Consider the following 12853-nt stretch of genomic DNA (forward strand, 5'->3'; position numbering starts at 1 on the left):
CCCTGCCGGGCGGTTTCTGTCACGACCCCGTTCGAATGCGCACCATACTGTGAAATCGTTGCCAGAGGCTTTCGATCGGCCCCTGTGGCGACGGAGATCGAAAGCGGACGATTCGGCAGGTGCGACGATCGATCTGTCCCGCATAATCCGGCTTTTTTCAGATTGCGTGACAGGCGGCGGAAAAAACGAAAAATGTCTGAGGCCGCCAAGCCTTTTGTAGGGCAATTACAGCAAAAGGGCCGTGCGGTTTGCGCCCGGGCTGGCGCAAACGAGACATCGGCCATTTCCGCACCCGAAAAGAGCGGAAAGGTTCTAGATGGCCTTGCTGCCCTGCTTGTTGCGTTCGAGCAGCGCCTTGACGGTTGCGTCGGTCACTTTGCCGTCCGGCTCCTGGCCGACCGACTTCTGGAAGTTTTTGATCGCGGTCACTGTCTTTGCGCCCATTTCGCCATCCGGTGAGCCGGCGTCGAAACCGCTATTGTTGAGGATCGCCTGGATATTGCGGATCGCCTTCTTCATGTCGACCGTCGCCGTCTTGAGGCCAGTGCCGGCCCATTCGTCGGGAATGTCGATAGCGTTGGTGCGGTGGTCGACCGGCTCCGGCTTCCAGAGATCGGCCTTAGTGCGGGCCCGCTCGAGCTGGTCCGGCTTCATGGCTTTGGCCACTTCGTCGCGTTTCTGCGCCGCGTCCTTGTCGCCGGCCTTGGCGGCGATCGAAAACCATTTGTAGGATTCTTCGATATCCGCCGGAACCCCGTTGCCCCTCGCGCAAAGGATCGCCAGGTTGAACTGGCTGTCGGTGATGCCGAGGTTGGCGGCCTTGGTGAACCATGAGGCGGCCGTGGCATAGTCCTGCTGGCCGAGCGCGCCGGAAGCGTAGAGCACGGCGAGATTATGCATGGCGCTGGCATTGCCCTGGTTTGCCGCCTGCTCGTAGAAGCTCTTCGCCTTCGCGATGTCGCGTTCGACGCCATTGCCCTTCTCGTACATGCTGCCGAGCCGGTACTGCGCCGGTGCAAAGCCCTTGTCGGCCGAAAGCTGGTACCAGCCTGCCGCCTGCTTCTGATCGACGGTGATGCCGTTGCGGCCGTCCGAATAACGCGCGCCGATCTCAAACAGCGCCAACACATCGCCGGTTCGCGCCGCATCGGCAAGCGATTTCGGCTGGATGGCATCGGGAATCGTGATGGCGGCCTGCGGTGCGGATGCGGCCGCCGACATGTTCGCAACAAAGCCCGATGTCTCCTGCGCTGCGCCGGATGGGGCGGCAGGGGCAAATGTCGCGGCCCCTTCGCCGTCGAGCGGCGCGGCATCGGTCAGATGATCGCCGACAACCGGCGGGGTTGCTTCCGGCTCAGCCTGTTCGGCGGCGGGGGACGTCGTCTGCGCTGTTGGGGCGGCCGTTTCTGCCGTGCCGGTGTCCGGCTGGGCGGGTGTTGCTTCAGGCAAGGCTAGCTGCGGATTTTCCGTCGCGCCGGTCAGCGCCGAGACTTCGGCTGCCGCCTGCGGGGCGCTCTCGCCGCTCGTCAGCGTCCGGGCAAGCGGAAAGGCCATGATCGCCAGCAGCACGGCCCCGACGGCCAGCAGGATCGGCCGCCGGTAGCGCGAAAAGGCGCTGGTCTTGCCCGTCTTGTCAGAAGTCTTGCCGGCCTTGTCGACGCTTGCGCCCTTCTTCTCGGCCTTGACGGCTGCCTGTTTCGGATTGGCGTCCACTTCCATCGCGGCTGCCTGCGCTGCACGACGCGCGGCGGCTATATAATCGGCGCGATCGGTTTCGGCGGCAGGTTTGCCGCGTGCGGCACTCTGGCTGGCGCGGACCCGTTCAAGGATCTTCTTCACGTCGGGCGCGCCCGAGCCCGGTTCGAGCAGTTCGTTTGCCGCATCCGTCGGCACCACGTCGGTCGGATCGATCGATGGCGCGGGGTCGATCATCGGGCGTTCGGTTGCCCGGCTCTCGGCTTTCCTGCCGGGCAGCAGCCGCTTGCCGAGGCTGGCAAGCAGGCTGGCCTTTGCCGGTGCCTGTGCCCGTATTGGCGTCACGTTCTCAGTCGTCCTGGTCGCGGCTTCGATGGCGATCGCGCTCGTTCCGCTCATGGCATTGGCTTGCACCGGGGCGGCAGGTTCGGCTGCAACCTCGGCCGTGCGGATAACAGGAGAGGCCTTCGCTGTGAGGACAGCGGCCGGCGTCCTGTCCATCTCGGCCTCGGCCACCATCAGCGCGTAGGGATCGACATCGAAATCGACCTCGGCCACCGGCATCTGGGCACTCACCCGCCCGCCGCGCTCTTCCATGCCGTCGAGGCGGTCGGCGATATGCACCAGCGTCTCGTGCAGCGCCTTGAAAGTCTTGTGCGTGCGCTCCTCGCTGTCGCGGCTGATTTCCTCGAGGTGACGCAGATCCTCGGCCAGCGCCGTCAGCGCCGACATATCGGCAGCAGCCACGGCGCCCTGCGGGCCGCCATGGCGCGAATAGGCGTCGACGACGGCTTCTGCCGCCTGGCGCGCCGCCTCGATGATATATTCGTCGCTCGTCGCCATATAGTCTTCGATCGCGCCCATCCGCCGGTCGAATTCGGCTGGGATCGCGGCGCTTTCGCGTGGCGTGTTCATCAGTGCCGAAAGATTGGCGATCTGGTCTTCGAGGTTCTTCAGCGCATGTGGATCGGTCGGCGCTGCCGATGTGCTCTCTTCCAGCCGGGCGGCGATGTCGCTCAGCCGCCCTTCGAGACGCCGGAAGGCGCCGTCGTCAACCGCGGCGGCCGGTGCCGGTTGCTGGTAGGCCATCTCGTCGATGCGCCGGGCGAGACCGTCGAGCCGCTGCGCCAGCACGTCGTTGACCGCGCCGTTCTCAAGCGCGTCGATCTTGCGGGAAATGTCGGAAAGCGTGCCGGTGAGGTCGGGCTGCGCCGTCGTTTGCGTGCGCTCCAGGAGATAGGAAAGATGCTCCAGCCGTTCGTCGAGCCGTGACGTCGCTTCCGCCTTCGTCAACTCCTCGACGCGAGATGTCAGCGCTTCGAGCCGCATCGCCAGCTCGTCGGCCGGCGTTGCGCGGTTGGCCGCATCATGGCTCATCAGATCGATCTGATCGGCCAGCGCCGAAAGCCGGCCTTCCAGCCGCTGCATCAGCGCCGGATCGTTGGTGGCAGCCGCGCGCCCGCTTGCCGCGATCGCCCGGCTGATCTCGTCAAGCCGCGTGTCCATGGCGGCGAACTGCTCCGACATGACCCGGTCGTGCGGCTGGATCATGTTGCCGAACTGCTCCATCGCCGTGGCGATGGCGATGAGCTTGTCCTCAAGTGCCCGGACCGCCGGGCTTTCGCCCATGCCGCCGATATGGCGCTTGATGTCGTCGAGCCTATAGGCGAGCGAAACCAGCTCTTCCTGCAGCCCCTCGGTATCGAGCGCCGCAAGCCGGCTCTCGAAGCCGTCCCAGCGGTTTTCCATATGGCGCAGCGAATCCTCGCGCGCCAGCCCGTCCATCAGCGAGCGCAGCTCCTCGAAGTCCTCGCGCAGGCCGGTCGCCTCCGGACCGCTCGAGCGGCCGGTCAACTGAGTAATGCTCTGGGCAAGGCGGCCCATATCGGCGCGCATATCATCGGCGAAACCGCCATCGCCGGCATTCGCCTTGATCTCGCGCAGCTCGGCGCGCAGCGCGTTCATCTCGCGGGTGACGCCCTCGGAAATATCGCGCTTCAGATCATGCCTGAGATTGACGAGCGCCTGGGCGATCTCGGTCATCGTGTCGTCGCCCGCACGGAGGGCGGGTGCCGGTTGTGGTGTGGCGACGCGCGACGCGGGTTCGCGCAACTGTGGGGCTGGTTCGCGCAACTGCGGGGCCGGCTCGCGTGTGTAGGGTCGCTCGCGGCCCGCTTCAAGCGCGCGCTGGCGCTGGCGGATTTCGGCGAGCGGATCCGGCCGCGGCTCGAGCGGCGCCCTTGCGGGGCGCGGAGCATTGGAGGCCGGGTAGGGTTCGCGCTCGGCTGTTGCCGTGCGCGGCCGCTGTTCGCGCCCGCTGCCTATCAGCCCTTCGATGCGTGCCTCCAGCCCTTCGATCGTGCGGTTCAGCGCATCGAGCGAGGTCCTGTCGGACTGTCGGGAAGGATTTGATCGCGATCCGTTCATCTTCTTGCTCGCTTCGACTGCTCGACCCCTCGTCAGAGCTCGATCATTGGCTTTTCCGTCTGTGGCCAGCGTCTTCACGCCGACCGGAGCACATCATTCATAAGAGGTTAGTCAATTAGGCTTTCCTCAAGCTGGACGATGTAGCGGCATCCCTGGGAAACGCGACACTGGGAAAAGGAATGCGGATTGCTACTGCTCAATCCGCACCTTTCACGAAACGTGGTAAACAAGCCGTTAATGTCGATGAGAATTTTTTAACGTTTGTGTTCCAAACGCCGTTTTAGGCGGCAATTGCCCCTGAATTCGTCACATCGAATGGCGGTGGGGCGCTTAGGTCGGCCGCTTATATTGCAGCTCAATCTTCACGCCTTCGGGGCCATAGACGAAGATCTGGCCGAGATCGGTGTCGGGAATATCGTAATATTCATAGCGATAGCCGCTCGCCTTGATGCGCTCCAGCGCCGCGCCGAATTCGTAGAGGCTGAAGGCGACATGATTGAAGATGCCGGGCGGAAAATCGGTGCTGCGTGACGTCAGGCTGAGATGGATGACCGGGCGTTCGTCCAGATAGAGCCAGTGGCCGGGCGAGTCGAAGGGTGGCCTATAGCCTTCCTCGACGCCGAGCACGGCGTTGAGGAAGCCGATCATACGAGAGGCATCGCGGGTATCGATCGTGACATGGTCCAGGCGCTGCATCGGTGTCCTCCGAGAGCATGATGCCGAAAAGTGTGAGCGGTTTTCGGACGGCATCATGCTCTAACCATTGAATCTGGACCAGGATGATTTTAGGCCATCCGGCCTAAAATCATCCTGGTCAGCTCCGGCGACGAAACATAGTCTGTCCATCGTCGCCGCGATAGCTGCCTTCTCCGCCGATGGCAGCTCAGAAATTCTCCGTCCAGGGCCGGACTTCGACCTCCAGCGACCATGCGCTGCGGTGCTGGCGAAGCACGTCGATATAGGTCTGGGCGATCGCCTCCGGCGAAAGCGTGCCATCCGGCTTCTCCGCCCGGTCCGGCCGCATCTGCGAGCGCACCGCGCCGTCGATGACGAAATGCGCGACGTGGATGCCCATCGGCCCAAGTTCACGAGCCGCACTCTGGGCAAGGCCGCGCAGCGCAAACTTGCCCATCGCGAAGGGGGCCGATTGCGCATAACCCTTGACGCTCGCCGAAGCGCCGGTGAACAGGATGGCGCCGCGGCCGCGCGGTATCATCCGCTGCGCCGCCTGCTGCGCCACCAGAAAACCGCCGAAAGCGGTGGTCGCGATCGCCTTTTCGACATCGGCGGGATCGAGTTCGGCCAGCGGTCCGCGCAGGCGGGCGCCGGCGTTGAAGATCACCACGTCAGGTCCGCCGATCGCGCCGGCAGCCTCTTCGAACAGCGCTGCAACGCTTTGCGGCTGCGAGATGTCGGCGGTAAAGGCGCTGGCGCCGGTCTGCTCGATGAGCAGCTGGAGCTTTTCGACATTGCGGGCGGCAAGCCCGACCTTGACGCCGAGCGCCGACAATTGCCGTGCAAGCGACGCACTGATGCCGGAGCCCGCGCCGACGATGAGGGCGCTCTCATAGGGAAAGTCGGTCATGATATCCTCCTCGATGAATCGTCCGGAAGACGTAGGAACTCCGAGCGGCCTGCGCTACTGCCCGTGCGAATTTCCGTGCGTGTGCGCCGCATCGATCGAATAGGCGCTGATGCGCGACAGGAGGATGAAGGAAAGGCCAGTCTCCTCCGCCCGTCGTTGAAGGCCTGCTGGATCAGCGGCTGGTCCTTCTTCGCCATGCCGGAGGAGGAGAGCGGCACACCGGCCGATCTCAGGCAGGCGAGCACGTCGATCGTGCTGACGAAGCTGTCACGGCCGATGCCCCGCAGGAAATATTGCCCGGTCATGCCGCCGAGCCGGCTGCCGCGTTTCCCCAACAGGTCGAGAAGGCCGATCTGGTTCTCCCGCGGCCAGTCGGCCAAGAAGACGCCGGCACTGCCGTGTTCCCGTGCCAGTTCGCGGATGAAGGCGGCATTGGCGCGAACCGACATGATCTTCGCACCGTTGCGGATGATCCGTTCGTCCGAAGTCAGGTCATGCCAATAATCGTCGGGCGCGATATTCAGCATAGCCGCCTCGAAGCCGGAAAACGCCGCCTCGAAACCCGGCCACTTCGCATCGATCACCTTCTGGACGAAGCCGCTGTAGAAGATGCGCCGGGTCATGTCTGCGAGGATGCGGTCGTCGGGCATGGTGCGCAGCCGGTTGTGATCCGGCCTATGCTTCTCCAGCAAGGCCTGCAAAGCGGCGGCTCCGCCCTTCCGCTGCTCCGCACGCTGCCTTATCGCCTCGAAACTGATCATCCCGACCATCCTCCCCTGGCATTCCCGAATTGCGGGTTGAAAGACGCTTGCGTTTATACGCCGTTCCACGATGGACAAGGAAGGGGAGACGACGTCTCGTGCCTTTCGGGCCCTTCATCGCCCGCAGACTCGTCATGACAAATTTTTTCATGAAAGGCGGCGAAGCGGCAGAATTTGACGTTTACGCAAACGTCAATATTTTGTAAGACAGTCCCCGAGGCCGTCGCGACCCGCGCAGTCGAATGGGAGGAAATCCAGAGATGCCAGTCTACAAGGCCCCGGTGACCGATACGCTCTTCGTCCTGAACGACGTGCTGGGCCTCGAACGCTACAACAATCTTCCCGGTTTTGCCGACGCGACGCCTGACATGATCGAGGCGATCCTCGGCGAGGCTGGAAAGGTTGCAGAGGAGGCTCTCTTCCCGGTGAATTATTCCGGCGATCAGGAAGGCTGCCATCGCCACGACGATGCCAGCGTCTCGACGCCGAAGGGCTTCAAGGAGGCTTACAAGGCCTATCGCGAAGGCGGCTGGATCGGCCTTGCCGTGCCCGAGGAATTCGGCGGGCAGGGGCTTCCCTATACGCTGCATACCGCCGTCGGCGAATATACCTCCGCCGCCAACATGTCGCTGATGATGTATCCGGGCCTGACGCAAGGCGCGATCGCCGCGATCCTCGTCCATGGTTCGTCCGAGCAGAAGAGCACCTATCTGCCGAAGATGGTGGACGGCTCCTGGACCGGCACCATGAACCTCACCGAGCCGCATTGCGGCACCGATCTCGGCATGCTGCGCACCAAGGCGGTGCCGCAGGCCGACGGCAGCTACAGGATCTCCGGCCAGAAGATCTTCATCTCTGCCGGTGAGCATGATCTCGCCGACAATATCGTCCACCTGGTGCTTGCCCGCATCGAAGGCGCGCCCGAGGGCACCAAGGGCATCTCGCTGTTCATCGTTCCGAAATTCCTGGTCGGCAAGGATGGCGCCCTCGGCGACCGCAATGCTGTCTCCTGCGGCGCGATCGAGCACAAGATGGGCATCCACGCCAACGCCACCTGCGTCATGAATTACGACGAGGCGACGGGTTTCCTGATCGGCGCCGAAAACCGCGGCCTCAACGCCATGTTCGTGATGATGAACGAGGCCCGACTGATGGTCGGCCTGCAGGGCATCGCCATTTCCGAGATCGCCTATCAGAACGCCGCCAACTATGCCCGCGACCGTATCCAGGGCCGCTCGCTGTCCGGTCCCAAGGCGCCGGATAAGAAGGCCGATCCGATCATCGTTCATCCCGATATTCGTCGCACCTTGATGACCATCCGCGCTTTCAACGAGGGTGGCCGGGCCTTTCTGCTGTGGACCGCGCTCAAGTCGGACATTGCTCACCGTGCCACTGACGAGAAGGAGCGCCAGACGGCTGACGATATTCTCGGCCTCGTCACCCCGATCCTCAAGGGCGTGATGACCGATAAGGGCTTCGATCATGCTGTCATGGCCCAGCAGGTTTTCGGCGGCCACGGCTATATCGAAGAACACGGTATGAGCCAGTATGTGCGCGATGCCCGCATCGCCATGATCTATGAAGGCGCCAACGGCATTCAGGCGCTCGATCTCGTCGGCCGCAAGCTCGCCTTGAACGGCGGCCGTGCCGCCATGGCGCTGTTCAAGGAGATCGGCGATTTCTGCGAAGAGAATCGGGACAATGAAAAACTGTCCTTCTTCACCAAGCATCTGAAGAAGGGCTTGAACGACGCCCAGGGCGCGACCATGTGGTTCATGCAGAACGCCATGGCCAAGCCCGACAATGCCGGCGCCGGCTCGACTGATTACATGCACCTCTTCGGCCTTGTCGTTCTCGGCTATATGTGGGCAAAGATGGCGAAAGCCGCCGAGGACGGCCTTGCATCCGGCGATGGAACCCGTGAGGATTTCCTGAGGAATAAGCTGGTGACCGCCCGCTTCTTCATGGAACGCATCATGCCGGAAACCGCGCTTCGCAAGACCCGTATCGAAGCCGGTGCAGACACGATGATGGAACTTGCCGCCGAAGCGTTTTGACGAATTCCCCCTTCTCCCCTGCGTGGAGAAGATGTCCGAAGGACAGATGAGGGGGTGAGCGACGAAGGAGCGAACGGCCGCGCGCAAGCAAGGTCGAGTTTGCCGCGAGCGCCCTCTCATCCGACCTTCGGCCACCTTCTCCCCGAGGGGAGAAGGGGAGTTGAAATTCACCGGCCTCGCCGCCGATAGGGAGCAGAACATGACCGAGGTTTTTATTTACGACCACGTCCGCACGCCGCGCGGCCGCGGCAAGAAGGACGGCGCCCTGCATGAGGTGCCTTCCGTGCGCTTGGCGGCCAAGACGCTGGAAGCGATCCGCGACCGCAACGGGCTCGATACCACGACCGTCGACGACATCATCATGGGCTGTGTCGATCCGGTCATGGATGCCGGTGCCGTCATCCCCAAGGCAGCCGCCTTCGAAGCCGGTTATTCCACCAGGGCGCCCGGCATGCAGATCTCCAGATTCTGCGCCTCCGGCCTCGATGCCGTCAATTTCGGCGCCGGCAAGATTGCCCAAGGGGCCGACGACATCGTCATCGCGGGCGGCGTCGAAAGCATGTCCCGCGTCGGCCTCGGCATGTCCGGCGGCGCCTGGTTCATGGATCCCTCGGTGAATTTCCCGGCCTATTTCATGCCGCAGGGCGTCTCCGCCGATCTGATCGCCACCAAATATGGTTTCAGCAGAACCGATGTCGACGCCTACGCCGTCGAGAGCCAGAAGCGCGCTGGACATGCCTGGCAGCAGGGTTGGTTCGACAAGTCGGTCGTGCCGGTCAAGGATCAGAACGGCCTGACGATCCTTGATAAGGACGAGCATATGCGCCCCGGCACCGACATGCAGGCGCTTGCCTCCCTCAATCCCTCCTTCCAGATGCCCGGCGAGATGGGCGGGTTCGAGGCCGTCGGAATCCAGGCGCACCCGGAAATCGAGCGCATCAACTATGTCCACCATGCCGGCAATTCCTCAGGCATCGTCGATGGCGCCGGCGTCGTCCTGCTCGGCTCCAAGGCAGGCGGTCAGAGCATGGGCATGAAGCCGCGCGCCCGCATCAAAGCCTTCGCCAATATCGGCTCCGATCCGGCCCTGATGCTGACCGGACCGGTCGATGTCACCCAGAAGCTGCTGAAACGGACCGGCATGCGCCTTGCCGACATCGATCTCTTCGAGTTGAACGAGGCCTTCGCCGCCGTGGTGCTGCGCTATATGCAAGCCTTCGACATCGACCACGACAGGATCAACGTCAATGGCGGCGCCATCGCCATGGGTCATCCGCTCGGCGCCACCGGCGCGATGATCCTCGGCACGGTGCTGGACGAGCTCGAACGCCGCGACCTCAACACCGCGCTGGTGACGCTCTGCATCGGCGCCGGCATGGGTACCGCGACGGTTATCGAAAGGGTCTGACGATGAGCTTCAACACCGGCACGATCGAAACCGAATATGCCGAGGTCACCGAGCACTGGTCGCCCCGCGTCATTGCCGATCTCAACGGCCAGAGCGTCAAGCTCGCCAAGGTCCGGGGCCAGCTCGCCTGGCATTCTCACCGCGACGAGGACGAGCTTTTTCTCATCTGGAAGGGCGCGCTGACCATCGAATATCGCGACCGCCCGCATGTGCACCTGAACGCCGGCGATTTTCATGTCGTGCCGAGGGGCGTAGAGCATAATCCGGTGGCGGAGGAGGAATGCTGGATCGTGCTTTTCGAGCCATCGCAGACCAAGCATATCGGCGATGTAGTCACCGAAAAGACGAAGACAGTCGACGCGCAGCGCAGCCATTTGCCGGCCTGATCGGGGAGGAAACCCAATGACCTACATAAATTTCACGCTCGAAACCGACGCCGACGGCATCGCTCTCGTCACCTGGGACATGCCCGGCAAATCGATGAACGTCTTCACCGCGGAGGTGATGGCCGAGCTCGACGCCATCATCGATGCCACCACCACTGACGCCGCCGTCAAGGGTGTCGTCATTACCTCGGGCAAGTCCTCCTTCTCCGGCGGCGCCGATCTGTCGATGGTCAAGTCGACGTTCACTTTCTACCAGGATGAGAAAGAAAAGAGCCCGCAAACGGCCGTGCAGAAACTCTTCGACATGGTCGGCAGCATGACCGGCCTGTTTCGCAAGCTCGAAACATCGGGCAAGCCCTGGGTCTCCGCCATCAACGGCACCTGCATGGGCGGCGCCTTCGAAATGTCGCTCGCCTGCCACGGCCGCGTCGTCTCCAATGCCAAGAGCGTCAAGATCGCGCTGCCCGAGGTCAAGGTCGGCATCTTCCCCGGCGCCGGCGGCACGCAGCGTGTGCCGCGCCTGGCGAACGCCCAGGATGCGCTGCAGATGATGACGACGGGCCAGTCGCTGACCGGCTCCCGCGCCAAGGCGATGAACCTCGTGCATCAGGTAGTCGAGCCGGACCAACTGATCCCCGCCGCCAAGCAGATGATCAAGGATGGCCTGAAACCGGTCGCCCCCTGGGACGAGAAGGGTTTCAAGGCGCCCGGCGGCGGCATCTGGACGCCGGCTTCAGCCCAGCTCTGGCCGGCGGCGCCGGCGATCCTGCGTCGGGAGACATCGGGCAATTATCCGGCAGCGCTTGCCATCCTGAAATGTGTCTATGAAGGCCTTCAGGTGCCGTTCGACACCGGCCTGAAGATCGAGCAGCGTTATTTCACCGAGGTGGTGCAGACCCGCGAAGCCTTCTCGATGATCCGTTCGCTGTTCATCTCCATGCAGGAACTCGGCAAGGGTGCGCGCCGTCCGGCCGGTCACCCGAAGACCGAGCTGAAACATGTCGGCGTCGTCGGCGCCGGCTTCATGGGCGCTTCGATCGCCTATGTTACGGCCGCCGCCGGCATTCCGGTGACGCTGATCGACCGTGACTTGGAGGCTGCTGCCAAGGGAAAGGCCGTCTGCGAAGGTCTCGTCAAGGATTCCGTCGGTAAGGGGCGATTTACGCAGGACGAGGCCGCAGCCCTGCTCTCTCGCATCACGCCCTCGGCCGATTACGCCGACCTCACCAATGCCGATCTGGTCATCGAGGCGGTGTTCGAGGATCGCCAGGTGAAGAAAGCGGTGATCGAGGCTGTGGAAGCCGTGCTGCCGCAAGGAGCGATCTTAGCCTCCAATACCTCGACCCTGCCGATTACCGGGCTGGCGAAGAATTCCAAGCGCCCGGCCGATTTCATCGGCATCCATTTCTTCTCGCCGGTGGAAAAGATGATGCTGACCGAGGTCATCCTCGGTAAGGAGACCGGCGACAGGGCGCTGGCCGTCGCTCTCGACTATGTCGCGGCGATCAAGAAGACGCCGATCGTCGTCAACGACACCCGCGGCTTCTTCGTCAATCGCTGCGTGCTGCGTTACATGTCGGAAAGCTACGACATGCTGATCGAAGGCGTGCCGCCCGCGATGATCGAGAATGCCGCCAAGATGGCCGGCATGCCGGTGGGTCCGTTGGCACTCAACGACGAGGTCGCCATCGATCTCTCGCTGAAAATCCTCAAGGCCACGGCCGCCGATCTCGGCGAGAAGGCGATCGACCTCAGGCATATGGAACTGATCTCCCGCATGGTGGAAAAGGAGGGCCGCTTAGGCCGCAAGAATTCCAAGGGCTTCTACGATTATCCGCCGAAACCGGCCAAGAAATCGCTTTGGCCCGAGTTGAAGAGCCTCTACCCGCAGAAGAAAGCGGATGACGTCGACATCGCCGTTCTCAAGCAACGCTTCCTTGTCACCATCGCGCTCGAAGCCGCCCGCACCGTCGAGGAAGGCATCGTCACCGATCCGCGCGAGGCCGACGTCGGCTCGATCCTCGGCTTCGGCTTCGCGCCCTATACCGGCGGGGCGCTGAGTTATATCGACGGGATGGGCGCGAAGGCCTTCGTGGAACTGGCGGAGAAGTTAGCTGAGGCTTACGGAGACCATTTCAAGCCGACGTCATTGTTGAAAGACTTGGCCGCCAATGGTGAGACTTTTTACGGACGGTTCGATCCCTATGCAGGGGCGAAGGCAGCGGCGTAAGCCGTTTCGCGGTGTGGGTTTTGAGGGGGCAATCTTTACCGTCATACCGTGGCCGCCCCCTCTGCCCTGCCGGGCATCTCCCCCACAAGTGGGGAGATTGGCTGGGCGCGAGGATCTCCCCGAATCTTGTCCGTCACGGCTAGTCGCAGGAGAGGTCCGGTGGGCGGGCTACTTGCCGATCTCCCCACCTGTGAGGGAGATGCCCGGCAGGGCAGAGGGCGCCGCCGCGGCACGACGGCAAAGACCCTTTCGCCCCAAGAGCACGAACTCGACTTTTCCGTGTTGCGGCCTTGTCACGGACACA

7 protein-coding genes and 1 pseudogene are annotated in these 12853 nt (G+C 63.1%); 4 read left to right on the top strand and 4 right to left on the bottom strand.

What is annotated here, in order from left to right; all coding sequences use genetic code 11:
* Positions 1-312: 312 nt before the first annotated feature.
* The 4 genes and pseudogenes from HJB83_RS29215 to HJB83_RS29230 form a co-directional block, all read right to left on the bottom strand.
* Positions 313-4122 carry a peptidoglycan-binding protein gene (locus tag HJB83_RS29215; RefSeq protein WP_221133089.1) on the bottom strand — a complete coding sequence of 1270 codons (3810 nt, stop codon included), beginning with the start codon at positions 4120-4122 and terminating at the stop codon, positions 313-315.
* A gap of 330 nt (positions 4123-4452) precedes the next feature.
* A complete protein-coding gene (locus HJB83_RS29220) occupies positions 4453-4818 on the bottom strand; it encodes a VOC family protein (RefSeq protein WP_207582842.1) in 366 nt (121 codons plus the stop codon).
* A 187-nt stretch (positions 4819-5005) separates the two neighbouring features.
* Complete coding sequence (locus HJB83_RS29225) at positions 5006-5707, bottom strand: SDR family NAD(P)-dependent oxidoreductase (RefSeq protein WP_221133088.1); 702 nt, start codon at positions 5705-5707, stop codon at positions 5006-5008.
* A gap of 54 nt (positions 5708-5761) precedes the next feature.
* Positions 5762-6468: pseudogene (locus HJB83_RS29230) on the bottom strand (DNA-3-methyladenine glycosylase I).
* A gap of 260 nt (positions 6469-6728) precedes the next feature.
* On the opposite strand from HJB83_RS29230, the gene HJB83_RS29235 reads away from it, so the two are divergent.
* The 4 genes from HJB83_RS29235 to HJB83_RS29250 all read left to right on the top strand — a co-directional run bounded on the left by HJB83_RS29235 (position 6729) and on the right by HJB83_RS29250 (position 12549).
* Positions 6729-8525 (top strand): acyl-CoA dehydrogenase C-terminal domain-containing protein, encoded by a 1797-nt coding sequence (locus HJB83_RS29235; RefSeq protein WP_221116125.1) that lies wholly within the window; start codon positions 6729-6731, stop codon positions 8523-8525.
* Positions 8526-8724: 199 nt separating this feature from the next.
* Positions 8725-9933 carry an acetyl-CoA C-acetyltransferase gene (locus HJB83_RS29240; RefSeq protein ID WP_221133087.1) on the top strand — a complete coding sequence of 403 codons (1209 nt, stop codon included), beginning with the start codon at positions 8725-8727 and terminating at the stop codon, positions 9931-9933.
* Positions 9934-9935: 2 nt separating this feature from the next.
* The gene (locus tag HJB83_RS29245) at positions 9936-10319 is read left to right on the top strand and encodes a cupin domain-containing protein (protein ID WP_207582846.1); all 384 of its coding nucleotides are present in this window, start codon (positions 9936-9938) and stop codon (positions 10317-10319) included.
* A gap of 16 nt (positions 10320-10335) precedes the next feature.
* Positions 10336-12549 (top strand): 3-hydroxyacyl-CoA dehydrogenase NAD-binding domain-containing protein, encoded by a 2214-nt coding sequence (locus HJB83_RS29250; protein ID WP_221116124.1) that lies wholly within the window; start codon positions 10336-10338, stop codon positions 12547-12549.
* Positions 12550-12853 lie beyond the last annotated feature (304 nt).

It is taken from the genome of Rhizobium sp. NZLR11, from assembly GCF_019685115.1.
Taxonomy (GTDB): Bacteria; Pseudomonadota; Alphaproteobacteria; order Rhizobiales; family Rhizobiaceae; genus Rhizobium.

Coding starts and splice junctions, on each gene's coding strand:
- HJB83_RS29215 (WP_221133089.1), bottom strand. CDS start 4,122: ATGAACGGATCGCGATCAAATCCTTCCCGACAGTCCGACAGGACCTCG.
- HJB83_RS29220 (WP_207582842.1), bottom strand. CDS start 4,818: ATGCAGCGCCTGGACCATGTCACGATCGATACCCGCGATGCCTCTCGT.
- HJB83_RS29225 (WP_221133088.1), bottom strand. CDS start 5,707: ATGACCGACTTTCCCTATGAGAGCGCCCTCATCGTCGGCGCGGGCTCC.
- HJB83_RS29235 (WP_221116125.1), top strand. CDS start 6,729: ATGCCAGTCTACAAGGCCCCGGTGACCGATACGCTCTTCGTCCTGAAC.
- HJB83_RS29240 (WP_221133087.1), top strand. CDS start 8,725: ATGACCGAGGTTTTTATTTACGACCACGTCCGCACGCCGCGCGGCCGC.
- HJB83_RS29245 (WP_207582846.1), top strand. CDS start 9,936: ATGAGCTTCAACACCGGCACGATCGAAACCGAATATGCCGAGGTCACC.
- HJB83_RS29250 (WP_221116124.1), top strand. CDS start 10,336: ATGACCTACATAAATTTCACGCTCGAAACCGACGCCGACGGCATCGCT.